Origin of the sequence: Klebsiella sp. 18074 (assembly GCF_902705905.1) — a bacterium.
Classification (GTDB): Bacteria; Pseudomonadota; Gammaproteobacteria; order Enterobacterales; family Enterobacteriaceae; genus Klebsiella; species Klebsiella terrigena.
In genome coordinates this window covers 1-24,950 of the sequence record NZ_CACSIS010000003.1, presented here as the reverse complement: position 1 = coordinate 24,950, position 24,950 = coordinate 1, and the positions used below count along the sequence as shown (strand labels likewise).

General features: G+C 58.1%; 25 protein-coding genes and 1 other RNA gene. 11 read left to right on the top strand and 15 right to left on the bottom strand.

What is annotated here, in order from left to right; all coding sequences use genetic code 11:
* Positions 1 to 5: 5 nt before the first annotated feature.
* Together GVK32_RS03410 and sdhE are read right to left on the bottom strand one after the other, a co-directional pair.
* The gene (locus GVK32_RS03410; protein ID WP_159865187.1) at positions 6 to 416 is read right to left on the bottom strand and encodes a protein YgfX; all 411 of its coding nucleotides are present in this window, start codon (positions 414 to 416) and stop codon (positions 6 to 8) included.
* On the bottom strand, positions 397 to 663 hold the full coding sequence (gene sdhE / locus GVK32_RS03405; RefSeq protein WP_041147145.1) for an FAD assembly factor SdhE: 267 nt from the start codon (positions 661 to 663) through the stop codon (positions 397 to 399). Before sdhE ends, GVK32_RS03410 begins: the two co-directional genes overlap by 20 nt.
* A 374-nt stretch (positions 664 to 1,037) precedes the next feature.
* Between sdhE and ygfZ the strand changes: the two genes are divergently transcribed.
* Complete coding sequence (gene ygfZ, locus GVK32_RS03400; protein WP_159865185.1) at positions 1,038 to 2,021, top strand: tRNA-modifying protein YgfZ; 984 nt, start codon at positions 1,038 to 1,040, stop codon at positions 2,019 to 2,021.
* 107 nt (positions 2,022 to 2,128) lie between these two features.
* On the opposite strand, the gene GVK32_RS03395 is transcribed toward ygfZ, so the two are convergent.
* The gene (locus GVK32_RS03395; protein ID WP_159865182.1) at positions 2,129 to 2,788 is read right to left on the bottom strand and encodes a hemolysin III family protein; all 660 of its coding nucleotides are present in this window, start codon (positions 2,786 to 2,788) and stop codon (positions 2,129 to 2,131) included.
* 160 nt (positions 2,789 to 2,948) lie between these two features.
* On the bottom strand, positions 2,949 to 3,260 hold the full coding sequence (yqfB, locus tag GVK32_RS03390; RefSeq protein WP_159865179.1) for a N(4)-acetylcytidine aminohydrolase: 312 nt from the start codon (positions 3,258 to 3,260) through the stop codon (positions 2,949 to 2,951).
* A gap of 49 nt (positions 3,261 to 3,309) precedes the next feature.
* On the opposite strand from yqfB, the gene GVK32_RS03385 reads away from it, so the two are divergent.
* From GVK32_RS03385 to GVK32_RS03360, 6 genes are all read left to right on the top strand, one after another.
* Positions 3,310 to 4,038: a MurR/RpiR family transcriptional regulator gene (locus GVK32_RS03385; RefSeq protein ID WP_159865750.1), complete on the top strand. Its 729-nt coding sequence runs from the start codon at positions 3,310 to 3,312 to the stop codon at positions 4,036 to 4,038.
* A 120-nt stretch (positions 4,039 to 4,158) separates the two neighbouring features.
* Positions 4,159 to 5,592 (top strand): 6-phospho-beta-glucosidase, encoded by a 1,434-nt coding sequence (locus tag GVK32_RS03380; protein WP_159865176.1) that lies wholly within the window; start codon positions 4,159 to 4,161, stop codon positions 5,590 to 5,592.
* 134 nt (positions 5,593 to 5,726) lie between these two features.
* Complete coding sequence (locus tag GVK32_RS03375) at positions 5,727 to 6,086, top strand: copper resistance protein (protein WP_159865173.1); 360 nt, start codon at positions 5,727 to 5,729, stop codon at positions 6,084 to 6,086.
* 48 nt (positions 6,087 to 6,134) lie between these two features.
* Positions 6,135 to 8,144, top strand: coding sequence for a protein-disulfide reductase DsbD (locus tag GVK32_RS03370; protein WP_159865170.1), 2,010 nt, complete (start codon positions 6,135 to 6,137; stop codon positions 8,142 to 8,144).
* A gap of 2 nt (positions 8,145 to 8,146) precedes the next feature.
* Positions 8,147 to 8,746 (top strand): DsbA family protein, encoded by a 600-nt coding sequence (locus GVK32_RS03365; RefSeq protein WP_159865167.1) that lies wholly within the window; start codon positions 8,147 to 8,149, stop codon positions 8,744 to 8,746.
* Entirely contained in the window at positions 8,736 to 9,236 is a 501-nt protein-coding gene (locus GVK32_RS03360; RefSeq protein ID WP_159865164.1) for a protein disulfide oxidoreductase, read from the top strand. Before GVK32_RS03365 ends, GVK32_RS03360 begins: the two co-directional genes overlap by 11 nt.
* A gap of 147 nt (positions 9,237 to 9,383) precedes the next feature.
* Here GVK32_RS03360 and GVK32_RS03355 read toward each other — a convergent pair whose 3' ends face one another.
* The 8 genes from GVK32_RS03355 to GVK32_RS03320 all read right to left on the bottom strand — a co-directional run bounded on the left by GVK32_RS03355 (position 9,384) and on the right by GVK32_RS03320 (position 19,468).
* Positions 9,384 to 10,127 (bottom strand): SDR family oxidoreductase, encoded by a 744-nt coding sequence (locus GVK32_RS03355; protein WP_159865161.1) that lies wholly within the window; start codon positions 10,125 to 10,127, stop codon positions 9,384 to 9,386.
* Between the two features lie 60 nt (positions 10,128 to 10,187).
* On the bottom strand, positions 10,188 to 13,061 hold the full coding sequence (gene gcvP, locus GVK32_RS03350) for an aminomethyl-transferring glycine dehydrogenase (protein WP_159865158.1): 2,874 nt from the start codon (positions 13,059 to 13,061) through the stop codon (positions 10,188 to 10,190).
* Between the two features lie 174 nt (positions 13,062 to 13,235).
* Complete coding sequence (gene gcvH / locus GVK32_RS03345) at positions 13,236 to 13,625, bottom strand: glycine cleavage system protein GcvH (RefSeq protein WP_159865155.1); 390 nt, start codon at positions 13,623 to 13,625, stop codon at positions 13,236 to 13,238.
* Between the two features lie 23 nt (positions 13,626 to 13,648).
* Positions 13,649 to 14,743 (bottom strand): glycine cleavage system aminomethyltransferase GcvT, encoded by a 1,095-nt coding sequence (gcvT, locus tag GVK32_RS03340; protein WP_159865152.1) that lies wholly within the window; start codon positions 14,741 to 14,743, stop codon positions 13,649 to 13,651.
* Positions 14,744 to 15,164: 421 nt separating this feature from the next.
* Positions 15,165 to 16,367, bottom strand: coding sequence for an FAD-dependent 2-octaprenylphenol hydroxylase (ubiI, locus tag GVK32_RS03335; protein ID WP_159865149.1), 1,203 nt, complete (start codon positions 16,365 to 16,367; stop codon positions 15,165 to 15,167).
* Positions 16,368 to 16,377: 10 nt separating this feature from the next.
* Positions 16,378 to 17,556: a 2-octaprenyl-6-methoxyphenyl hydroxylase gene (ubiH, locus tag GVK32_RS03330; RefSeq protein WP_159865146.1), complete on the bottom strand. Its 1,179-nt coding sequence runs from the start codon at positions 17,554 to 17,556 to the stop codon at positions 16,378 to 16,380.
* Positions 17,553 to 18,866, bottom strand: coding sequence for a Xaa-Pro aminopeptidase (gene pepP / locus GVK32_RS03325; protein WP_159865143.1), 1,314 nt, complete (start codon positions 18,864 to 18,866; stop codon positions 17,553 to 17,555). The genes ubiH and pepP overlap by 4 nt, the downstream gene beginning before the upstream one ends.
* Positions 18,867 to 18,889: 23 nt before the next feature.
* Positions 18,890 to 19,468 (bottom strand): YecA family protein, encoded by a 579-nt coding sequence (locus GVK32_RS03320; RefSeq protein ID WP_123551966.1) that lies wholly within the window; start codon positions 19,466 to 19,468, stop codon positions 18,890 to 18,892.
* Positions 19,469 to 19,634: 166 nt separating this feature from the next.
* On the opposite strand from GVK32_RS03320, the gene zapA reads away from it, so the two are divergent.
* The 3 genes from zapA (at position 19,635) to GVK32_RS03305 (ending at position 20,914) form a co-directional block, all read left to right on the top strand.
* Positions 19,635 to 19,964 (top strand): cell division protein ZapA, encoded by a 330-nt coding sequence (zapA, locus tag GVK32_RS03315; RefSeq protein ID WP_041147162.1) that lies wholly within the window; start codon positions 19,635 to 19,637, stop codon positions 19,962 to 19,964.
* Between the two features lie 41 nt (positions 19,965 to 20,005).
* Positions 20,006 to 20,189, top strand: a non-coding RNA gene (ssrS, locus tag GVK32_RS03310) — 6S RNA.
* A gap of 125 nt (positions 20,190 to 20,314) precedes the next feature.
* Positions 20,315 to 20,914, top strand: coding sequence for a 5-formyltetrahydrofolate cyclo-ligase (locus GVK32_RS03305; protein ID WP_159865140.1), 600 nt, complete (start codon positions 20,315 to 20,317; stop codon positions 20,912 to 20,914).
* A 1-nt stretch (position 20,915) separates the two neighbouring features.
* On the opposite strand, the gene GVK32_RS03300 is transcribed toward GVK32_RS03305, so the two are convergent.
* The 3 genes from GVK32_RS03300 to rpiA all read right to left on the bottom strand — a co-directional run bounded on the left by GVK32_RS03300 (position 20,916) and on the right by rpiA (position 23,726).
* Positions 20,916 to 21,527: a DUF2238 domain-containing protein gene (locus GVK32_RS03300; protein WP_159865137.1), complete on the bottom strand. Its 612-nt coding sequence runs from the start codon at positions 21,525 to 21,527 to the stop codon at positions 20,916 to 20,918.
* A gap of 37 nt (positions 21,528 to 21,564) precedes the next feature.
* Entirely contained in the window at positions 21,565 to 22,797 is a 1,233-nt protein-coding gene (gene serA / locus GVK32_RS03295; RefSeq protein WP_041147165.1) for a phosphoglycerate dehydrogenase, read from the bottom strand.
* A gap of 269 nt (positions 22,798 to 23,066) precedes the next feature.
* Positions 23,067 to 23,726 (bottom strand): ribose-5-phosphate isomerase RpiA, encoded by a 660-nt coding sequence (rpiA, locus tag GVK32_RS03290; protein WP_123708778.1) that lies wholly within the window; start codon positions 23,724 to 23,726, stop codon positions 23,067 to 23,069.
* 167 nt (positions 23,727 to 23,893) lie between these two features.
* On the opposite strand from rpiA, the gene argP reads away from it, so the two are divergent.
* On the top strand, positions 23,894 to 24,787 hold the full coding sequence (gene argP / locus GVK32_RS03285) for a DNA-binding transcriptional regulator ArgP (protein WP_041147167.1): 894 nt from the start codon (positions 23,894 to 23,896) through the stop codon (positions 24,785 to 24,787).
* Positions 24,788 to 24,950: the final 163 nt, after the last annotated feature.

Below are 24,950 nucleotides of genomic sequence, written 5' to 3'. Positions count from 1 at the left end.
GGCCCTTAGTCCTGTGCCGGTTTGTTCAGCACCAGCCGGCGCAAATCGCGCCACTCCTTCGCATCCATGCTATCAGCCGCCACCCACAGGTGCTGGCTGCGACGCGTTTGCGTATGGCGCAGACGCAGCAGCATTCCGCTATTAATGACCCACGGCATGCCGACTATTTCCCACTCCGCTTTTTGCCAGCGCAGTCGGGAATCGGTCATCAGCTTTATTTCTCCCTGACAGGCGTGGATCCGCCGCTGGCTGCGTACGCTGTCAAACACCACCAGAGAGAGCAGCAGTAGCCATATCGGGGTGTAGCTGAGCGGCCAGGGCATCAGCAGGACGATGCCCGCCACGACGCCGTGGAGCAACAGCGAGAACCACTGCGAACGCCAGGAAATGCGTAAATCAGATTGCCACAGGACCACGTTCCCGATTCCGAGTCTGGATTAATTTTACCATCCGCTGCAGCTGAGCATCGGAGGGTTCGCCGTGATTCATCAACCAGTTGAACAGATCCGGGTCGTCGTTTTCTAACAACCGGATGAACAGCAGCTTGTCTTCATCGCTGAGCGTATCGTACTCATACTCGAAAAACGGCATGATGGAGATATCGAGTTCACGCATACCCCGGCGGCATGCCCAGTGGATGCGGGCCTTATTAGTAATGTCCATGTTATCCTTCCAGCGTAAAGGTATATACCCGTCATACTTCAAGTTGCATGTGCGTTAGCCACGTTCGTTCCCCCCAGTCACTTACCCGAGTAAGCTCCTGGGGACTCGCTCACTTGCCTTGCCGCCTTCCTGCAACTCGAATCATTTAGGCTATAGGTTAGTTTAACCCGTTTTTAGCACTTACTTTACAGCATTATCGAGAAGCGCGAGCAGCATTCCATAAAAACCATAAATTTATTATGGTTTTATCCATTTCCTTCGTTCGCCCGCTTGCGCCCTTAGGGCACAAATGGCCTGCCGAAAGCGCTTGCATTGCACCATAGCTCTTTTACCATTAGTCATTCACTCTGCGTTAAGCTATTCAGGACATGACTATGGCTTTTACACCTTTTCCTCCACGTCAGCCCTCTTCTTCCGCGCGGCTGCCGTTAACGCTGATGACCCTCGACGACTGGGCGCTGGCGACAATCACCGGTCAGGATGCGGAGAAATATCTGCAGGGACAGATCACTGCTGATATCAGCGCGCTGACTGACGATCGCCACCTGCTGGCCGCGCACTGTGACGCCAAGGGTAAAATGTGGAGCAACCTCCGCGTGTTTCGCCGCGATGGCGGCTTCGCGTGGATTGAGCGCCGCAGCCTGCGCGACGCGCAGCTGACCGAACTGAAAAAATACGCGGTGTTCTCTAAGGTGACCATCGCCGCGAACGATGAACTCGTCCTGCTGGGTGTCGCCGGCTTCCAGGCCCGCGCCGCGCTGGCACCGCTGTTCAGCGAGCTGCCGAATGCCGACAAGCAGGTGGTGACCGACGGCGCAACCAGCCTGCTGTGGTTTGAACATCCGGCAGAGCGCTTCCTGCTGGTGACCGACGCTGAAACCGCCGCCCGGGTGACCGAAGCCCTGCGCAGCGATGCCCAGCTGAATAATAGCCAGCAGTGGCTGGCGCTGAATATTGAAGCCGGCTTACCGGTCATTGATAGCGCCAACAGCGCGCAGTTTCTGCCGCAGGCTACTAACCTACAGGCGCTGGGCGGCATCAGCTTTAAAAAGGGCTGCTATACCGGGCAAGAGATGGTCGCACGGGCAAAATTCCGCGGAGCCAACAAGCGGGCGCTGTGGTCTCTGACCGGGAAAGCCAGCCGCGTTCCGCAGGCCGGGGAAGATCTTGAGCTGCAGATGGGCGAGAACTGGCGCCGTACCGGCACCGTGCTGGCCGCCGTACAGTTAGATGATGGTCACCTGCTGGTACAGGTGGTGATGAATAACGACATGGAGGCGGACAGCGTGTTCCGCGTTCGCGATGATGCCGGCACGTTAAGCATCGCCCCGCTGCCGTACTCACTGGAAGAAGAGTAGCTCTCCGCGTGCGGATATTGGCGCCAGCGCTCTGCCCTTAGGCGGCGCTGACGCTGCTATCCACGCCAGGTAACCCGCGCGACAGGCCATCGCCGCGCGCCGGTTATTTAAACCTGCCCGACGTACAGATAGATCGCCAGGAAGTGACAAACGCTGCCGCCGAGCACAAAGCCGTGCCAGATAGCGTGGTTGTACGGTATCCGCTTGCAGACGTAGAAGATAACCCCCAGCGAATAGACAATCCCCCCGATCGCCAGCAGCGTTACCCCGCCAGCCGCCAGCTTAATCGCCAACTGATAGACCACGATGAGCGACAGCCAGCCCATCGTCAGATAGGTCACCAGCGACAGAACTTTAAAGCGGTGCGCGATGGTCAGCTTAAACAAGATCCCCAGCAGCGCCAGGCTCCAGATAACGATCATCAGGCCGCGCGCGAGCGGCGAGTTGAGCCCCACCAGCAGAAAAGGGGTATAGGTGCCCGCAATCAGCAGATAGATGGCGCAGTGGTCGAATTTTTTCAGCCATAGCTTAGCCCGCTGATGCGGAACGGCGTGATAGAGCGTAGAGGCGAGGAACAGCAGGATCATGCTGCCGCCGTAGAGGCTGTAGCTGGTAATCGCCATAGCGCCGGCGTTAGCGTCCACCGCCTGCACCAGCAGCAGCACCAGGCCGACGATACCAAACACCAGCCCGATCCCATGACTGATGCTATTGGCAATTTCCTCTGCCAGAGAATATCCCTGTGTGGTTAATGGCTTGCGAACCATATTTAGCTCCAAAAGCGTGAAATCTTTCAACGCCCACCTAGGGTAACTGAGAATGATTCCAGTGAACACCTGTTAGCTAAAATAAAACAATGAATATTTGTAATCATTTTAAAATCATAATATTACAGTTAAATTTCACCTAACAGTCGTTCACTATTTTTCAAAGCAGTTTGAATTCAATGACATAAAACTGCTCTTCGTCCGGGTAGATCTCCGTGATAACCTGCCGCAGCTGCGCAAGGGTCATATTTTCCTGCTGCGCGTGCCGTTCGCTCAGCGTGGTGAGGGTTACCGTGGCGGTCGCGACTACGCTAATCGTGCAAAAATAGCCGTCATCTTCATAGCGCCCGACGCGCAGCACGTCGCCAACGTTGAAATGCGACTCCGCGGCATTGCGGATGGTGATCGTTTTGCGGCCGCTGAGGATGTCGTCCTGAAAGCGCTGAAAAAAGGTTATGTCATTCGCCTGCATGATATCATTCCGTCCTGGTCATTCTGAATTGTGAGTTATTACTGTGAGTATGTTCTCCCACGCCGCTATTGCCAGTCTCAATAATCTTGAGATGATGGTCTACCACTACGTCATTAAGAATCGTGACAAAGTGATGTATATGACCATCCGCGAGCTGGCGGAAGCCGCCGGCGTTTCCACCACCACCGTGCTGCGTTTCTGCCGCAAGCTGCAGTGTGAGGGGTACTCAGAGTTTCGCATACGCTTTAAATTATATCTCGAGCAGAATGAGCCTCAACAGGCAAATATCGGCGCCAGCGAAATAATGAGCTTTTTTAAAAGCGTCAATAACGATGAATTTGATGATTTACTCGAACGCGCGGTGGATATTATCCTCGCCTCAGAGCGTATTATTTTCGTCGGTGCCGGAACCTCCGGCGCGCTGGCGAAATATGGCGCACGCTTTTTCTCGAACGTCGGGAAATTCAGTAATCATATCGACGATCCCTATTTCCCGGTGACGAACGATATGGCCCGCAACGCGCTGGCAATCGTCCTCTCCGTTTCCGGTGAAACCGAAGAGATTCTGCGCTTTGCCGGCCAGTTTAGCCTCCATCGCTGCAAGGTGATGTCGATAACCAGCTACGAACACTCGCGGCTGGCGAAGCTGGCTGATTTCAACCTCTCCTGGCACATACCGCAAACGCGTATCGGCGGCGTCTACGATATTACGACGCAAATTCCGGTAATTTATATTCTTGAAAGCCTCGGGCGTAAATTAGCCCGTAAAATAGCCTGAAAATAACACCCTGTTTTTTCGATGTAACATACTTCAGCAGCGGGAAATTGTTATATCGTGACATTTATATGCTCTTTGCTAGACTCGAAAACAACGGATCATCAAACGAGATTAGCAACCATGAAAAAAATATCCTTACCGCAAGATTTTTTATGGGGCGGCGCGGTAGCGGCGCACCAGGTGGAAGGCGGCTGGAATAAAGGCGGCAAAGGCCCGAGCATTTGCGACGTGCTGACCGGCGGCGCGCACGGCGTACCGCGCGAGATAACCCAGCAGGTTGAACCGGGTAAATACTACCCGAACCACGAAGCCATCGACTTCCACGGCCACTACAAAGAAGACATCAAGCTGTTTGCCGAGATGGGCTTTAAGTGTTTCCGTACCTCTATCGCCTGGACCCGCATCTTCCCGCTCGGTGACGAAACCCAGCCGAATGAAGAGGGGCTGAAGTTTTACGATGACATGTTTGATGAGCTGCTGAAGTACAACATCGAACCGGTTATCACCCTCTCCCACTTTGAAATGCCTCTGCACCTCGTGCAGCAGTACGGCGGCTGGACCAACCGTAAAGTGGTCGATTTCTTTGTGCGCTTCGCCGAAGTGGTCTTCGAGCGCTATAAGCACAAAGTGAAGTACTGGATGACCTTTAACGAGATCAACAACCAGCGTAACTGGCGTGCGCCGCTGTTCGGCTACTGCTGCTCCGGGGTGGTCTATACCGAGCATGAAAACCCGGAAGAGACCATGTACCAGGTGCTGCACCACCAGTTCGTGGCCAGCGCGCTGGCGGTGAAGGCGGCGCGCCGCATCAACCCGGAGATGCAGGTTGGCTGCATGCTGGCAATGGTCGCCCTCTATCCGTTCTCCTGCAAGCCTGAAGACGTGATGTTCGCTCAGGAATCGATGCGTGAACGCTACGTCTTCACCGACGTGCAGCTGCGCGGCTACTACCCGACCTACGTGCTGAACGAGTGGGAGCGACGCGGCTTCAACATCAGGATGGAAGAGGGTGACGAGCAGATCCTGCGTGAAGGCACCTGCGACTACCTCGGCTTCAGCTACTACATGACCAACGCCGTGAAGGCCGAAGGCGGCAGCGGCGATGCCATTTCCGGCTTTGAAGGCAGCGTACCGAACCCGCACGTTAAGGCTTCCGACTGGGGCTGGCAGATTGACCCGGTGGGCCTGCGCTACGCGCTGTGCGAGCTGTACGAACGCTACCAGAAGCCGCTGTTCATCGTAGAAAACGGCTTTGGCGCCTACGACAAAGTCGAAGAGGACGGCAGCATCAACGATGACTACCGCATCGACTACCTGCGCGCCCACGTTGAAGAGATGATCAAAGCGGTCACTTACGATGGCGTCGAGCTGATGGGCTACACCCCGTGGGGCTGCATCGACTGCGTCTCCTTCACCACCGGCCAGTACAGCAAGCGCTACGGCTTTATCTACGTCAATAAGCACGATGACGGCACCGGCGATATGTCCCGTTCGCGTAAGAAAAGTTTCAACTGGTACAAAGAGGTTATCGCCAGCAACGGCGAAAACCTCTGATTTCTTGCTCTGCCCCTTCCTCTCCTCTCTTCGGGGAGAGGAAGAATCCCCCGCCCGGACACTTCTTTACAGCTTTCGCATTGCCAAAACGCTTTCGCCCGATAAGATAGGCCACGTGAATAATTGAGGCGATCATGATCAAGCGACAACGCAAAGCCATCCTTCTTGTAGCCCTTGCCTGTCTGGTGGTGCTGATATGCACCGCGCAGCGTATGGCCGGGATGCATGCGCTTGTCATAAATACGACTACCGCCACTCAATTGGTACAGCAGGGTCAGAGTAATAGCGATGAGCCGGTGACGCCCTGCGAGCTGAGCGCCAAATCGCTGATGGCCGTTCCGCCGATGCTGTTCGAAGGCGCGCTATTTGCCATCGCCCTGCTGCTGGCGGTGCTGGCGGCAAGCCCTGCGCGTATTGAGCGCCTCTGGCCTCCCCGTGAAATTTCTCCTCCCCGGTTACGGGTACATCTCCGATTATGCGTTTTCCGTGAATGAGCACTGGCCTGACGGTTCAGGTTAATCATTCATTAACGGAGAAAATTTATGCTTATGGTATTCAGGCGACTGCTGGTCTGCCTGCTTTGGCTATGGCTGCCCGTCAGTCAGGCCGCCGACAGCGGCTGGTTACGCGCCGCCGATAATCAACACGCCAGCGTCAGGCTGCGCGCGCAAAATGAGAGCAGCGGCGAAACGCGCTTGCTGCTGGACGTCGCGCTGGAAAAGGGCTGGAAAACCTACTGGCGCTCGCCGGGTGAGGGAGGAATTGCTCCGGCAATAACCTGGTCAAAACCGCTTGATGTCAGTTGGCACTGGCCAACGCCGCAGCGCTTTGACGTCGCCGGGATTTCTACTCAGGGCTATCACGGCAACGTCAGCTTCCCACTGGAGATTCGCGGCCCGCTGCCGGAAACCCTGCACGGCGTGCTGACGCTATCCACCTGTAGCAACGTCTGTATTCTCACCGACTATCCCTTCTCGCTGGATATGACCTCCCCCGCTGGAAGCGATTTTCGCTACGATTTCACCCGGGCGATGGGCACTCTGCCGCTGACGGACGGCCTGACCTCGCAGCGTAGCGCCAGCTATATCAGCGGTAAGTTAACGGTCACCGCCGTTCGCGAAGCGGGCTGGCAGCAGCCTTCGCTATTTATCGACAGTATGGATGACGTGGATTTCGGCAAGCCCGCCTTCGCCATCAAGGGGAATTCGCTTATCGCCACGCTGCCGGTCACCGATAGCTGGGGCGATGCTGCGCCAAACCTCAGCGGTAAGACTTTATCGCTGGTGCTTGCCGAGGGCGGTCAGGCCGAGGAGAGCCGGGTTGCCATTGTTCAGGGGACCGCCGCACCGGAGCTGTCTCTGTGGTGGGTGCTGCTGATGGCGCTGGCCGGGGGACTGATCCTCAACGTGATGCCCTGCGTGCTGCCGGTACTGGCCATGAAGCTGGGCACGCTGGTGCAAAGCGCTAACCAGCAGCACGGGGTAATAAGACGCCAGTTCCTGGCATCCGTTGGCGGAATTATCGCCTCTTTCCTCGTTTTGGCGCTGATGATGACCCTGTTAAGGCTGGGCAATCAGGCGCTGGGCTGGGGCATTCAGTTCCAGAATCTGTGGTTTATCGGTGCGATGGCGCTGGTGATGGTGCTGTTCAGCGCCAGCCTGCTGGGGCTGTTTGAGTTTCGCCTCTCCTCTAACACCAGCACGTTTCTCGCCACCCGCGGCGGAAGCGGTTTATTGGGCCACTTCTGGCAAGGGGCATTCGCCACGCTTCTCGCGACGCCGTGTACCGCGCCGTTTCTCGGCACTGCCGTATCGGTGGCGCTCGTTGCGCCGCTGCCGCTGCTGTGGGGGATCTTCTTCGCGATGGGTCTGGGAATGAGCCTGCCGTGGTTGCTGATTGTCGCCTGGCCCGGTTTCGCCCGACACCTTCCTCGCCCAGGCCGCTGGATGAACCGCGTTCGGGTCACTCTCGGGCTGATGATGCTCGCCTCGTCGCTGTGGCTGGTAAGTCTGCTGACGGTGCACATAGGTCGCCTGCCGGTGCTCGCACTGTTGGTGATTCTGACTTTCGTTCTGCTGCTGGCGACGGCCTGGCGCTACCGCTGGCGTGCGGCGCTACAGGCCGCAGCGCTGGTCCTGGTGATTGCGGCCGCGGTTGCTTTGATTTCACCACCGGAAGGCCAGGGTTCGCGCCGCGATCGCGTCCACTGGCAACCGCTCAGTGAACAAGCGATTGCCGACGCGCTGGCGAATCATCAGCGAGTGTTTGTCGATGTAACTGCCGACTGGTGCGTGACCTGTAAAGCCAATAAATACAACGTATTGCTTCGTGATGAGGTACAGGAGGCGCTCTCAGCCCCGGATGTGGTGGCGCTGCGCGGCGACTGGAGTCGACCGTCGGACACCATTAGCCAGTTTCTGACCGCCCGCGGCAGCGCGGCCGTACCGTTTAATCAGATTTATGGACCGGCGTTACCGCAGGGTCAGACGCTGCCTGCGCTATTAAATCGAGAAGAGCTTCTCGCCACCCTATCCGCTGCGAAAGGAAAATAATCATGAGAATCATCACCGCATTACTGCTGCTATGCATAGCAACATTTAGCATGGCCGCACCGGAATCGTCCAGCGATGACCAGCTCGCCAGGCTGCTGTTTAACGATTCCTTAAGCCCGCGTATGGGAGCCAAAGAGCCGAAACTGACCATCGTCTCATTCACGGATTACAACTGTCCTTACTGCAAGCAGTTCGACCCAATGCTGGAGAAAATCGTCCATGATAATCCTGACGTTTTACTGATTGTGAAGCTACTGCCGTTTAAGGGGCAAAGTTCGGTCAACGCCGCCAAAGCCGCGCTCTCAACCTGGCAGCAGCAGCCAGATAAGTTTTGGGCGCTGCATCAGCGGCTGATGGCGAAAAAGGGCTATCACGATGATGCCAGCGTTCGCGCCGCGCAGCAGAAAACCGCCACTGACGGGGTGAAGATCGATGAGAAAACCATGGAGTCGCTGAAGATGAACCTGATTTTATCGCAGGTACTGAATATTCAGGGCACACCGGCCACCATTATCGGCGACGAGATGGTAGCGGGCGCAATCCCCGAAGCAGATCTGGAGGGGTTGGTGAAAGAACAGCTGGCGAAAGCGGATGCGCAGTAAATTAACGCGCTGGCTGCGCGAGGGGATCGTCTTGCTATTGATTGGGGTGGCGATAAGCCTGGCGGTGGATTACGTGCGTAAACCCGCATTGCCGCAAAATTTCACCAGCACGCCGCTGCAAACCCTTGATGGTCGGACGGTCGATCTGGCGGCAATGAGCCACGAACGTCCGCTGCTGCTGTACGTCTGGGCCACATGGTGCGGCGTATGTCGTTACACCACGCCATCCGTCGCCGCGCTGGCTGCCGATGGCGGCAACGTGATGACGGTGGCGCTGCGCTCCGGCGATGACCCGGAGCTGGAGAAGTGGCTGGCGCGCAAAAAAATGGCGCTGCCGACGGTTAACGATCCCGACGGCCGGCTTTCAGGCCGGTGGGACGTGCAGGTGACGCCCACCCTGGTGGTGATTTCCCGCGGCGAGGTGAAATCCGTGACCACCGGCTGGACCAGCGGCTTGGGGATGCGCCTGCGGCTGTGGATGGCGTCGTAGCGCATCTCCCCTGCTACGGATCGCTGCGGTATTGATTTTGTAGCCCGGGTAAGGCGTTAGCCGCGACCCGAGGGCAGGTTTAATGCAGTCTGAAGATCTGGTAGCCCGGACAGGGGCGCAGCGCCGTCTCCGGGAAGGCGTTGTGGATTATCTTCCGCCCGCCAGCTCCAGAAAGCTGCCGGTTACGTAGGAGGCTTTGTCGCTCAGCAGCCAGACGATGGCCTGGGCGACCTCTTCCGGCTGCCCGCCGCGCTGCATCGGCAGCGCCGCTTTCACCCGCTCGACGCGCGCCGGCTCGCCGCCGGAGGCGTGCATTTCGGTGTAGATAAAGCCCGGACGCACGCCGTTGACGCGAATACCCTGCGCCGCCACCTCCAGCGCCAGGCCGGTAGTCAGCGTATCGACCGCCCCTTTCGACGCGGCGTAATCAACGTATTCACCCGGTGAGCCCAGACGCGCCGCCGCCGAAGAGACGTTGACGATCGCCCCACCCTTGCCGCCGTGACGGTGCGACATCCGCTTTACCGCCTCGCGACAGCAGAGGAAATAGCCGGTGACGTTGGTGCTCAGCACCCGGTTAATCCGCTCGGCGCTCAGGTCTTCGACAGCGCTCTGGGTAAACAGAATGCCGGCATTATTTACCAGCGCGCTCAGAGGTTCACCCAGCCGGTCGAGGCCGGCAAACATCGCCATCACCTGCGCTTCGTCGCTGATATCCGCGCGCAGCGCGATAGCCTTGCCGCCCCGGGCAATAATTTCATTCACCACTTCCGTCGCCGCATTCACGTTGTGGTGGTAATTCACCGCCACGGTATAGCCTTCCTGCGCCAGCAGCAGTGCCGTCGCCCTGCCAATTCCGCGGCTCGCGCCGCTAATCAATGCCACCGTCATCGCGTTCTCCCAAAAAATAAAGGCGCCGCAGCGCCTTTAAAAGATAGTCTAATCAGCTAATTACTGATATTCGCTCATCGGTACGCAGGAGCAGAACAGGTTACGGTCGCCGTAAACATCGTCCAGACGCTTCACCGTCGGCCAGTATTTATTCGCCAGTCCTGCCGGGAACACCGCCAGCTCGCGGGTGTACGGATGGCTCCATTCAGCAACCAGCTCGCCCTGGGTGTGCGGCGCGTTCACCAGCGGGTTATCCGCCAGCGGCCACTCGCCCGCTTTCACGCGCTCGATTTCGCCGCGGATCGCCAGCATCGCCTCGATAAAGCGGTCCAGCTCAACCTTGCTTTCCGATTCGGTCGGTTCAACCATCAGCGTACCGGCAACCGGGAAGGACATCGTCGGCGCGTGGAAACCGAAGTCGATCAGACGCTTGGCAATGTCCAGCTCGCTAATGCCGGTCTCCTCCTTCAGCGGACGAATATCCAGAATGCATTCGTGCGCCACGCGGCCGTCGCGGCCGGTATAGAGCACCGGGAAAGCCTCCTTCAGGCGCGTCGCGATGTAGTTAGCGTTGAGGATAGCCACCTGGCTGGCCTGCTTCAGCCCTTCCGCGCCCATCATGCGGATATACATCCAGCTGATAGGTAAAATAGAGGCGCTGCCGAACGGTGCTGCGGAAACCGCGCCCTGACGGGTCAGCATGCCTTCAATTTGCACCACGCTGTGGCCCGGAACGAACGGGGCCAGGTGCGCCTTCACGCCGATTGGGCCCATGCCAGGGCCGCCGCCGCCGTGCGGAATGCAGAAGGTTTTGTGCAGGTTAAGGTGCGACACGTCCGCGCCGATAAAGCCCGGAGAGGTAATCCCCACCTGCGCGTTCATGTTCGCGCCGTCGAGGTAAACCTGGCCGCCGAACTGATGCACAATCTCGCACACTTCGCGGATGGTCTCTTCATACACGCCGTGAGTCGACGGGTAGGTCACCATGATGCAGGAGAGATTTTCCCCCGCCTGCTCTGCCTTAAGACGCAGATCGGCGAGATCGATGTTGCCGTTTTTATCACAGGCCACGACCACGACCTGCATCCCTGCCATCTGCGCGGATGCCGGGTTGGTGCCGTGCGCCGAGCTTGGGATCAGGCAAATATCGCGATGGCCTTCATTGCGGCTCTCGTGGTAATGACGGATAGCCAGCAGGCCCGCATATTCACCCTGGGCGCCGGAGTTCGGCTGCATGCACACGGCGTCGTAGCCGGTCAGCTTCACCAGCCAGTCGGAGAGCTGGGCGATCATCTGATGATAGCCTTCCGCCTGCTCTGCCGGGCAGAACGGGTGCAGCTCGGCAAACTCAGGCCAGGTGATCGGGATCATTTCCGCCGCGGCGTTGAGCTTCATGGTGCAGGATCCCAGCGGGATCATCGCCTGATTCAGTGCCAGATCTTTACGCTCCAGCGAGTGCATGTAGCGCATCATCTCGGTTTCGCTGTGGTAGCGATTGAATACCGGGTGGGTCAGGATCGCATCGTCGCGCAGCATGCTGGCCGGGATCGAACGGCTATCGAGCGCAACGTCTTTGTCCAGGGTATCGATATCCAGCCCGTTCGCCTCGCCAACGATCGCGCGGAACAGGTTCAGCACGTCCTCGCGAGTGGTGGCTTCATCGAGGGTGATACCGACCGCGTTGTGAATGTCGCTGCGCAGGTTAATTTCCAGCGCCTCGGCGCGCGCCAGCACCGCCGCTTTATCGGCAACGTCGACGCAGAGGGTGTCAAAGTAGTGCGCGTGGCGCAGCTTGAGCCCTTTCTTCTGCAGGCCGTCGGCAAGAATATCCGTCAGGCGATGGATGCGGCTGGCGATACGCTTCAGGCCAGCCGGGCCGTGGAAGACCGCGTACAGGCTGGCGATGTTGGCCAGCAGCACCTGGGAAGTACAAATATTGGAGTTCGCTTTCTCGCGGCGGATATGCTGCTCGCGGGTCTGCATCGCCATACGCAGCGCGGTATTGCCGGCGGCATCTTTCGATACGCCGATAATACGGCCGGGCATGGAGCGTTTGAATTCATCTTTTGCCGCGAAGAAGGCCGCGTGCGGGCCACCGTAGCCCATCGGCACACCGAAACGCTGGGCGGAACCGAAGACGATATCGGCGCCCTGCTTGCCCGGCGCGGTCAGCAGCACCAGGGTCATAAAGTCGGCCGCCACGCTCACCACGACCTTGCGCGCTTTAAGCTCGGTAATCAGGCCTGAGTAATCGTGCACTTCGCCGGTAGTACCGACCTGCTGCAGCAGCACGCCGAAAACGTCCTGATGATCGAGCGCTTTGTCCGCATCATCGACGATGACGTCAAAGCCGAAGGTTTCCGCGCGAGTGCGGACCACGTCCAGCGTTTGCGGGTGCACGTCGGCAGCCACAAAGAAGCGGTTCGCGTTCTTCAGCTTGCTGACGCGCTTCGCCATAGCCATCGCTTCCGCTCCGGCGGTTGCTTCATCCAGCAGCGAGGCAGAGGCGATATCCAGCCCGGTCAGATCGAGCGTAACCTGCTGGAAGTTGAGCAGCGATTCGAGGCGACCCTGCGATACTTCTGGCTGATAAGGGGTATACGCGGTATACCAGCCCGGGTTTTCCAGCATATTGCGCTGAATAACCGGCGGCAGCTGCACGGCGGTGTAGCCCATGCCGATGTAAGACTTAAAGCGCTTGTTACGCCCGGCAATTGCCTTCAGCTCCGCAAGCGCGGCGAATTCCGTCGTCGCATCACCGACCTGCGGCGGCGTTGCCAGCTGAATATCCTGCGGCACAATCTGGCCAATCAGGGCGTTAAGCGAATCGGCGCCAACGGTATTCAGCATCTCCTGCTGTTGCTGAGCATCCGGACCGATGTGACGTTCAATAAAGGCGCCGCGGTTTTCAAGCTGGCCTAAAGTCTGAGTCATGAGCGATGGTTCCTGAAACGTGCAGTGAATCGTAATTGTCTGACTGGTTTGCCCGGTTGAGCGCGCATGCTCACCGGGCCTTTCTACGCAAAACCGTCCACGCGGCTGGCAGTGACGCCAGCGGGCGGGTTAGCCGGGAAGCTAACGCGCCCGCCGCGTGAAGGATGAACGTAGTTACTCGTCTTCTAACAGCGCGGCATAAGCCGTCGCGTCCAGCAGCGCCGCGACCTGAGCTTCATCGCTGGCTTTAATTTTGAAGATCCAGCCGTCGGCGTACGGATCGCTGTTAATCAGCTCCGGGGAGTCGTTCAGCTCTTCGTTCACCGCCACGATCTCGCCGCTAATCGGAGCATAGATATCCGAGGCCGCTTTTACCGACTCCGCAACGGCGCAGTCATCACCGGCTTCAACCGCCGCGCCGACTTCCGGCAGATCGACGAAAACCATATCGCCAAGCAGCTCCTGCGCGTGCTCGGTGATGCCAACGATGTAGGTGCCGTCAGCCTCTTTGCGCAGCCATTCGTGTTCTTTACTGTATTTCAGTTCTGCTGGTACGTTGCTCATCAATTCATCTCCAAAAGGGGGAATCACGCAACGGCTTTGCCGTTACGCACAAAAACGGGTTTAGTCACTTTTACCGGCATTTCGCGGTTACGGATTTGTACGACAGCCGTTTCACCGATGCCCGCCGGTACGCGTGCCAGTGCAATACTGTAGCCCAGCGTCGGGGAGAACGTCCCGCTGGTGATGATGCCCTCTTGCTGATTACCATCAGCATCGGTAAAGCGCACCGGCAGACCGCCGCGCAGTACGCCCTTCTCGGTCATCACCAGACCCACCAGCTGCTCGGTGCCTTTTTCGCGCTGCAGCTCCAGCGCTTCGCGACCGATAAAGTTGCGATCGGCAGGTTCCCAGGCGATGGTCCAGCCCATATTCGCCGCCAGCGGGGAGACGCCTTCGTCCATCTCCTGGCCGTACAGATTCATCCCGGCTTCCAGGCGCAGCGTATCGCGAGCGCCGAGGCCGCAGGGCTTCACGCCCGCGTCCAGCAGGCTGCGCCAGAAATCTGCGGCCTGCTCTTTCGGCAGCGCAATCTCGTAGCCCGCTTCGCCGGTGTAGCCGGTGGTAGCGATAAATAAATCCCCCGCCTGTACGCCAAAGAACGGCTTCATGCCGGCAACGGCCTGGCGCTGCTGCTCGCTAAACAGGGTGGCGGCCTTCTCTTTCGCCTGCGGGCCCTGGACGGCGATCAGCGACAGATCGTCGCGTACGACGATCTCCAGGCCATAGGGTTCAGCCTGCTGGCCGATCCAGGCGAGGTCTTTTTCGCGCGTCGCGGAGTTAACAACAAGGCGGAAATAGTCTTCCGTCAGGAAATAGACAATCAGGTCATCAATAACGCCCGCCGAAGCGGTCAGCATTGCGCTGTATAGCGCTTTGCCTGGGACGGTGAGCTTCGCCACATCGTTAGCCAGCAGATAGCGCAGGAACTCGCGCACCCGGCTCCCGTGGAAGTCGACGATGGTCATGTGCGAGACGTCGAACATGCCGGCATCGCTGCGCACCGCGTGGTGTTCATCAATCTGGGAACCGTAATGCAGCGGCATCATCCAGCCATGGAAGTCCACCATGCGAGCACCGCACAGCGTGTGTTGTTCATACAACGGAGTCTGTTGAGCCATCTTTTCCTCGTCGAATAAAACGGAACCAGCTACTTTTTTGCGGCGATTTCGCCCCGCGAAATCCGGCGTCGAGGCCCTTCGCTGGCATCGACGCAAACGTTATCTTTTGCCTGAACTTACCACCGAAACCGGCGCTAAACCATAAGGTAAATCAGGACATCACATTAGCTTATGACCAAAACTCGCCAAAAATCACACAGAATTATTGACTGGAAAAAAGCGATTAATGCCACATAAAATCAACATAACCACCGAACAAAGCAGGTCATGATGGTATTTTATGCGAAAAAACGGGCCTATTTTCTTTAACAAAAAAAGAGAGGCATTAATAAAACTAATGCGAAAAAATGGGTGAGATTAGATTATTTCAAATGAGAGGGGAAAACCCGGCGCGAGGCCGGGTGAGAGAAGTGTGACGAGCTTAACGTAACCAGCCAGGAAGGTCGTTTAGCCCCATCGCCTGACGAATCAGCTGCGGCTTGACGCCCGGCAGCGTATCGGCAAGCTTGAGACCGATATCGCGCAGCAGCTTCTTCGCCGGATGGCTGCCGGCAAACATTTCGCGAAAGCCCTGCATTCCCGCCAGCATCAGCGCGGCGCTGTGCTTGCGGCTGCGCTCATAGCGGCGGAGATACAGATACTGACCAATATCCTTGCCCTGAGCGTGCAGGCGCCTGAGCTCATCGATAAGCTCTGCGGCATCCATAAAGCCCAGGTTCACCCCCTGCCCGGCCAGCGGGTGGATGGTGTGGGCGGCGTCGCCAACCAGCGCCAGACGATGGGCGGCAAACTGCCGCGCGTAGCGGCCGGTCAGCGGGAACACTTCGCGCTCGCTCTCAATCTGGCACAGGCCAAGACGGTTATCGAAGGCGATATTCAGCGCCTGATTAAACGTCGCCTCGTCCGCCTGCTGCATCTGCTCCGCTTCCTGCGGCGGTAGCGACCAGACGATCGAGCACAGGTGCGGATCGCTGAGCGGCAGGAAGGCGAGGATACCGTCGCCGTGGAAGGCCTGGCGCGCGATGGCCTGATGCGGCTCCGCGGTGCGGATGGTGGCTACCAGCGCGTGATGGCGATAGTCCCAGAAGGTCAGCGGAATATCAGCCTTGTTGCGCAACCACGAGTTGGCACCGTCGGCGCCGACCACCAGCCGGGCGGTGAGCATGCTGCCGTCCTGCAGACTAAGGAAGGCTTCGTTCTCCCCCCATGCGACCTGCTGCAGCTGCGCCGGGGCCAGCAGCGTAACGTCAGAGCAGCGCTGCGCCTTTTGCCACAGCGCGTGGTGAACGACCGCATTTTCAATAATGTGTCCGAGGTGGCTGAAGCCAAGGCTTTGGTCATCGAAGCTGATGCGGCCAAAGCTGTCTTTATCCCACACTTCCATACCGTGATAGCAGTTGGCGCGGCGGGCGATAATTGCTGGCCAGACGTCAAGCTTGCTCAGGAGCTTCTCGCTGGCGGCGTTAATCGCTGAGACCCGCAGCGCTGGCCGCGCATCGGCGCTCAGCGGCTGTGGCTCAGCCTGCTCAAGGACGGCGACGCGCAGCCCGCTGCCCTGCAATCCGCAGGCAACCGCCAGCCCCACCATACCACCGCCCACAATGGCAACATCAACACTTTGCACGTTCAACTCCTTAACGGGGGACCCAACCGAGGGTACGCTGCGCCAGCGCATCGCGCGCCGGAGTAAATAATTCCATCGCCATCAGGCCGAGGTTGCGCCCCGCAACCAGCGGCACCCAACGGTTGGCAAACAGATGAACCAGGCCATCGGTCACGCCGATAGTCGCGGACTTATCCTCCGCTCGCCTTGCCTGATACTGCTCAAGCAAGGCGTAATCGCCGGGATCGCGCCCGCTGGCACCGGACTCGGCCACAATTTCAGCCAGGCTCATCACATCGCGCAAGCCAAGGTTAAACCCCTGCCCGGCAATGGGATGCAGCGTCTGCGCCGCGTTGCCAACCAGCGCCAGACGATGGGAAACGGCGCGGCTGGCGGTGGTTAACGCCAGCGGATAAACGCTGCGCGCTCCGGCGTGAGTAATCCGCCCCAGCCGCCAGCCAAACGCCTGCTGCAGCTCGTGGCAAAAACGTTCGTCCGACCAGCTCAGGACGTCGTCATAGCGGGACTGAGGGTGGCACCACACCAGCGAACAGCGGCCCTGCGACATCGGCAGCATCGCCAGGGGACCGTGCTCGGTAAACCGCTCAAAGGCGCGCCCCTCGTGGGGCAAAGCGGTGCTGACGTTGGCAATAATCGCCAGCTGTTGATAGGGCTGCTGCTGCCAGCTGATACCGCAGCGGGCGCCGATCGTCGAGCACGATCCGTCTGCTGCCACCAGCAGCCTGCCGTCGATCGTTTCGCCGCTGTCCAGGGTGATGCTGACGCCCTCCTCCCGGCGGCTGACGTTCTCTACCTTTGCCGGACAGTGCAGGCTAATACCCGGCGCCTCGCGCAGTTGCGCAAACAGGCGCTGGCCAATATCGTGCAGCTCAACAACCTGGCCCAGCGCCGCCAGGCCATAGTCCTGAGCGTCCAGCGTGACGAACCCCGCGTGGCCGCGGTCACTGACGTGCACGCGCTGGATCGGCGTCGCGCAGTCGGCGATCTCCTGCCAGATACCGACCCGCGCCAGCTGCTGGCAGGTGCCTGCCGCCAGCGCAATCGCCCTGGCGTCAAATCCTGGATGCTTCGATGATTCCGGCGCCGCCGCTTCTACCAGATGGACCGGCAGCGCGCCGTCGGTTAGCCGGGAGATAGCCAGGGCCAGGGTCGCGCCGGTCATTCCACCGCCAACGATCAGCACGCTCATGAGCGTCGCGCCGCCATCAGCGCTTCGATATCGTCAGCGCGTTTCACCACCCCGGCGGTGAGATTTTCATTGCCGTCAGCGGTTATCACAATATCGTCTTCGATGCGGATACCGATACCGCGATACTGCGACGGCACGTCGGCATCGGTGGCGATGTACAGGCCGGGCTCAACGGTCAGCACCATGCCTGGCTCAAGGATACGCGAACGCTCGGCGTCGTAGCGGCCGACATCATGCACATCCAGCCCCAGCCAGTGGCTCAGACCGTGCATAAAGAACGGGCGGTGCGCATTACTGGCGAGCAGCTCTTCAACGTCCCCTTTAAGGATACCGAGGCGCACCAGGCCGACGATCATTATCCGCACAACTTCCTGATTAACCTCCTGAATAGAGGTGCCAGGGCGGTAGAGCGTCAGCGCAGTTTCCAGCGATTCGAGGACAATGTCATAAATCTCGCGCTGGGCCGGGCTAAATTTGCCGTTAACCGGGAAGGTGCGGGTAATATCGCCCGCATAGCCACGGTATTCGCAGCCGGCATCGATCAGCACCAGATCGCCATCGCGCAGCTCGCACTCGTTTTCGGTGTAATGCAGAATGCAGCCGTTGTCGCCACCGCCAACGATGGTGTTATAGGAAGGGAAGCGGGCGCCGTGACGGTTGAATTCGTGAAGGATTTCGCCCTCCAGCTGGTATTCGTACATCCCCGGCTGACACTTTTCCATCGCCCGGGTGTGGGCCAGGGCGGAGATCTCCCCGGCACGGCGCAGCACCTCAAGCTCTTCTGGCGATTTGAACAGGCGCATCTCATGCACTATCGGCCGCCAGTCGATGACGGAATTTGGCGCCTGCAGATTCTGGCGCGAGCCCTTACGCAGCTTCTCCAGCGCCGTGAAGACGATTTTATCGGCGTAGGCATATTCGCCCTGTGCAAAATAGATGGCGTCAAGGCCGTTCAGCAGCTGGAACAGCTGCTGGTTAATTTCGCTGAACGCCAGGGCGCGGTCGACGCCGAGCTTCGCGGGCGCGGCGTCCTGGCCAAGGCGACGACCGAACCAGATCTCTGCCGTCAGATCGCGGACGCGGTTAAACAGCACGCTATGGTTATGGGTGTCGTTGCTTTTAATCAGCACCAGCAAGGCTTCAGGCTCATTGAAGCCGGTGAAGTACCAAAAATCGCTGTTCTGCCGGTAGGGATATTCCGAATCTGCGCTGCGTACCGCTTCCGGTGCGGCGAAAATGAGCGCCGCGCTGCCCGGTTGCATCTGCGCTAACAGCGCCTGGCGACGAGAAAGAAATTCCTGCTGTGTCATGACGCCCCCTCAACAAATTGTAATTAGTGTAGTGTCGGCTTGCGTACTTCTGGTGCGGTTGGCTGCTGGCGCGAGAAGTTTTCGTGGCACAGCAGCGCGGCAACGCGTACGTACTCGATAATCTCTTCTAACGACATCTCCAGCTCTTCCTGGTCTTCGTCTTCGTCGTAGCCCAGCTGCGCAATGTTGCGCAGATCGTCGATGGCTTCGCCGGTTTCATCTTTGACCTTATCCAGCTTCGGCTGAGTCACACCAAGGCCTAGCAAGAAGTGGTTAACCCAACCGGCCAGCGCATCGGCGCGTTCAAACACGGTCACGTTCTCCCCTTCCGGCAGATAGAGCTGGAACAGAAAACCATCGTCTTCCAGCGAGTCGCTGGTCGCGGAATGCATGTTGCGCAGAGACTGCGCCAGCTCGTGGCCGAATGCGAGACCTTCGTTCGTCAGGTCGTGCACCAGCGGCTGCCAGCTGCTGTCTTTATTACCGCCGCACAGGATCCCGCTGATCAAACCGTGCATTTCGGCCGGGGTTAAGCCCACGCCCTGTTGGTTCAGTAACTGGTCTACGGCGTTGTAACCAGGCATTTCGTTCTGTATAGACATGCGCATTCGTCATCGTTGGGAGGAATATTCATGATATGCTACCACTTTGGACCCTGGTGAACCAGAATAGGGCTTGTACCTTCGCATCAGGGTAGCTATAGTGTCGCCCCTTCGTAGCCCCGGGTATGGGCGTGAAGGCCGCGCAGTCAATCAGCAGGAAGGTGGCATGTCTGCACAACCCGTCGATCTCCAAATTTTTGGCCGTTCACTTCGCGTGAATTGCCCGCCTGAACAAAGGGATGCCTTGAGTCAGGCAGCTGATGACCTGAATCAGCGGTTGCAAGATTTAAAAGAACGCACTAGAGTCACAAATACTGAGCAGCTGGTCTTCATCGCCGCGTTGAACATCAGCTATGAGTTAACTCAGGAAAAAGCGAAAACCCGCGACTACGCCTCCAGTATGGAACAGCGTATTCGGATGCTTCAGCAGACCATCGAACAAGCGTTGCTTGAGCAAGGTCGCATAAGCGAAAGAACCGGGCCAAAGTTTGAATAACACTTTGCAATTAACTGTGTTAGAGTAATCGCAAGAACAAAATTTCTCTGAGATGTTTGCAAGCGGGCCAGTCCCCTGAGCCGATATTTCATACCACAAGAATGTGGCGCTCCACGGTTGGTGAGCATGCTCGGTTCGTCCGAGAAGCCTTAAAACTGTGACGACGCATTCACCTTGAACCAAGGGTTCAAGGGTTACAGCCTGCGGCGGCATCTCGGAGATTCCCTTCTTTTAGCGCTTCATTTCGCACGACTTCAGATTCAGCATCACACCTACTCTGTATTACACTACGCCTACATGCATAACCGGCTCACGTCGTGACGTGATAATGCCAGATCAGGCGATCTTTCATGACCCAAATTTCTGATACCCGCTCAACCCGACAGCAGATTCGCCAGCACATCCGCCAGCTTCGACGCGCGCTGACGCCTGAACAGCAGGCCAGTTTTGCCGCGCTGGGTGCGAACCGCATGATGGCCTACCCGCCGGTGACCCTCGCGCGAACCGTGGCGCTGTTTCTTTCCTTCGACGGCGAGCTGGATACCCAGCCGCTGATTGAGCAGCTGTGGCGGGCGGGAAAACGCGTCTATCTCCCCGTGCTCCACCCTTTCAGTCCGGGAAACCTGCTGTTTTTACACTACCATCCGCAAAGCGAACTGGTGATAAACCGCCTGAAAATTCACGAGCCAAAGCTCGACGTGCGCGACGTGCTGCCGCTGTCGCAGCTGGATGTGCTGATTACGCCGCTGGTGGCCTTCGATGCACTCGGCCAGCGCCTGGGAATGGGCGGAGGATTTTACGACAGGACGCTGCAAAACTGGCGCCAGTATCCTCTGCAGCCCGTCGGCTACGCCCACGATTGCCAGCAGGTTGACGTACTGCCGACGGAGCAGTGGGATATCCCGCTGCCCGCGGTGATCACGCCCTCAAAGCTGTGGCAGTGGGCGTAGGTTATTGGTAGCCGAGCGTCTTCAGCTGCCGGTTATGCCGGCCGCTTAGCAGGAAGAGAGCCGCCAATGACCCCAGCAGCGCACAGAACATATCCGACTGGGTGTCCCACGGGTCGCCCTGGGTGCCGAGAAAATCGTCCGCCCCCTGCCCCATCGCCAGCGCCGCCCACCACTCAATCAGCTCGTAGGTCGCGCTGATAGCCAGCGCGATGCAGCAGACCAGAAATGACAGCATCTTGCGCCCGCGGACGTAGCCGCCGCGAATAAGAATTTCCCGCGCCGCCAGCGCCGGCACCAGCCCCTGAAAAAAGTGGCCAAGTTTATCGTACGGATTGCGGCTTAAATTAAGCCACGCCTGCACGTCAAAACCAATCGGTACTTTGGCGTAGGTATACATCCCGCCGACCATCAGAATGATGGCGTGAAAGAAGATAAACGTGTACAGGAGCGGGGTGAGCGGATAGCGCGAACGCGTTGCCAGCAGCAGCGGAACGATGATAATGACCGGCGTCACTTCCATCAGCCACGTCAGGCGGTCGTGAGTCCCCCATCCCGTCCATGCAAGGATCAGCAGCAGGAGGAGAACGCCGGTATTCAGTAGTGATTTATGCATAGGTTAAAGGGATCCCCGCAGGGATCCTCGATGAGAATCAGAACAACAGACGCGCGCGGATGGTGCCCGGAATCGCCTTCATTGCCAGCAGCGCCTGCTGCGCCACATCCTCTTCGGCTTCAATATCGATAACCACATAGCCCATCTGCGGGGTGGTTTGTAGATACTGCGCCGCGATGTTGATGCTCTGAGCGGCAAAAATCTGGTTGATGGCGGTCAGGACGCCAGGACGGTTTTCGTGGATATGCAGCAGACGGCGGCCGCCGTGCAGCGGCAGCGACACTTCCGGGAAGTTAACCGCGGAAAGGGTTGAGCCGTTGTCGGAGTACTTCGCCAACTTGCCCGCCACTTCCAGACCGATATTTTCCTGCGCTTCCTGGGTAGAACCCCCGATATGCGGCGTCAGGATCACGTTGTCGAACTCGCACAGCGGCGAGGTGAACGGATCGCTGTTGGTGGCTGGTTCGGTCGGAAAGACGTCAATGGCCGCGCCCGCCAGGTGCTTGCTCGCCAGCGCATCGCAGAGGGCCGGGATATCGACCACGGTACCGCGAGAGGCATTGATCAGCAGCGCGCCAGGCTTCATTAGTGCCAGCTCTTCCGCACCCATCATATTTTTGGTGGAGGCATTTTCCGGCACGTGCAGGCTCACCACATCGCTCATGTTCAGCAGGTCGGAGAGATGCTGCACCTGAGTGGCGTTACCAAGCGTAAGTTTACTTTCAATATCATAGAAATAGACGTGCATACCCAGCGATTCGGCCAGAATGCCCAGCTGCGTGCCGATATGGCCGTAGCCGATAATACCGAGCTTTTTGCCGCGCGCTTCAAAGCTGCCGACCGCCAGTTTGTTCCACACGCCGCGGTGCGCTTTGGCGTTAGCTTCAGGGACGCCGCGCAGCATCAGGAGCAGCTCGCCAATGACCAGTTCGGCAACGGAGCGGGTGTTAGAAAACGGGGCGTTAAAGACGGGGATACCGCGTTTGGCTGCTGCGTTCAAATCGACCTGGTTAGTACCGATACAGAAGCAGCCAACGGCGACCAGCTTTTCTGCGGCAGCGAAAATCTCTTCCGTCAGATGAGTACGGGAGCGCAGGCCAATGAAATGAGCATCACGGATCGATGCTTTCAGCGCTTCGCTATCGAGCGCGCCTTTGTGAAATTCAATGTTGGTATAGCCTGCAGCGCGGAGGTTATCCACCGCCTTTTGATGCACACCTTCAACCAGCAGAAACTTAATTTTGTCTTTTTCCAGTGATACCTTAGCCATTTCCCCGTCCTGTTTTTGTCTTATCTGATGTCGTGTGGAACGACACTTCATCCCAGCAACATATCAAAAAAAACTATCGCAGCAATATGAACGTTTGCGTCGACGTCCTGAAGAAATATCACACAGAGGGAAATAGCAGGACAAAAAACCAGAAAGGGAAAGAAAGGTAGATTGTTACTCAGGCTAGTTGCATAAATGTGACAGAAGTCACCAAATTCAGCCTGGAGAAAAAATATTTGCGAGGGAGCGATTCGCTCCCTCCGAACGGATTATTTTACGATGGTTTTAACGCCATCGGCGGTGCCGATCAGCGCGACATCGGCGCCACGGTTGGCGAATAGACCCACCGTCACGACGCCAGGAAGGCCGTTAATGGCATTTTCCAGCGCGATAGCGTCGAGGATCTCGAGGCCGAAAACATCGAGAATGACGTTACCGTTGTCGGTAATCACGCCCTGACGGTACTCCGGGCGGCCGCCCAGCTTCACCAGCTCACGCGCCACAGCGCTACGAGCCATAGGAATAACTTCTACCGGCAGCGGGAATTTGCCGAGGATATCGACCTGCTTGGAGGCGTCGGCGATGCAGATAAACTTGTCCGCAACCGAGGCGATAATCTTCTCACGGGTCAGCGCCGCGCCGCCGCCTTTAATCATCTGCATATGGCCGTTTATCTCATCCGCGCCGTCCACGTAAATACCTAAACGGTCGACGCTATTGAGATCGAAAACCGGAATGCCCAGGCTCTTCAGCTTTTCGGTGGAGGCATCGGAGCTGGAAACGGCACCCTCAATCTGCCCTTTCATTGTGCCCAGCGCATCAATAAAATGCGCGGCCGTGGAGCCAGTGCCGACACCCACGATGGTGCCCGGCTGAACATACTGCAATGCCGCCCAGCCTACTGCTTTTTTCAGTTCATCTTGCGTCATGATTATGGTCCGAGATGTGAATACCTGAGGCGCATTATAGAACATCGGGGGTGTTATTGTCCCTGCGACGGGGATCACACATCTGAGCAGACTATTTTCGTCTTCATCAAAAAGAAATTTATGTCATAGTGCAAGTTAATGAAAAGTTATGGGGGTACGCCAGAACAATGAAACGACCGGACTACAGAACACTACAAGCGCTGGATGCGGTGATAAGAGAACGTGGGTTTGAGCGCGCCGCGCAGAAGCTATGCATTACACAGTCCGCCGTCTCTCAGCGTATTAAACAGCTGGAAAACATGTTCGGCCAGCCGCTGCTGGTGCGTACCGTACCGCCGCGTCCTACCGAGCAGGGGCAGAAGCTGCTGGCCCTGCTGCGCCAGGTTGAGCTGCTGGAAGAGGAGTGGCTGGGCGATGAGCAAACCGGCTCAACGCCGCTGCTGCTGTCGCTGGCGGTGAACGCCGATAGCCTGGCGACCTGGCTGCTGCCGGCGCTCTCCAGCGTGCTTTCCGACTCACCTATTCGCCTGAATCTGCAGGTGGAAGACGAAACCCGCACCCAGGAGCGCCTGCGCCGCGGTGAGGTAGTCGGGGCGGTCAGTATCCAGCCGCAGGCGCTGCCAAGCTGCCTGGTCGATCAGCTCGGGGCGCTGGACTACCTGTTCGTCGCCTCAAAAGAGTTTGCGCAACGCTATTTTCCCAACGGCGTAACCCGCTCGGCGCTGCTCAAAGCGCCGGTGGTCGCCTTCGATCATCTCGACGACATGCATCAGGCGTTTTTGCAGCAGAACTTCGATCTGCCGCCGGGCAGCGTGCCTTGTCATATCGTTAACTCATCGGAAGCCTTTGTGCAGCTCGCCCGTCAGGGCACCACCTGCTGTATGATCCCGCATCTGCAGATTGAGAAAGAGCTCAACAGCGGCGAGCTTATCGATTTAACGCCGGGCCTGTTCCAGCGCCGGATGCTCTACTGGCATCGCTTCGCGCCGGAAAGCCGGATGATGCGCCGGGTCACCGATGCGCTGATTGCCTACGGGCACAAGGTGCTGCGCCAGGACTAAACCTCAGGCATAAAAAAACCCTTCATCTGAAGGGTTTCAGACTGCTGACTAACCCCACTTTTTTAGGTGGGGTTCTTCTTTTCTAGCGACCGCAGGTCGCGATCGCTATATTTTTCCATGACCTCGCCATTTGAACATTCAGCTCGCTCAAGGCGGTTTTCGG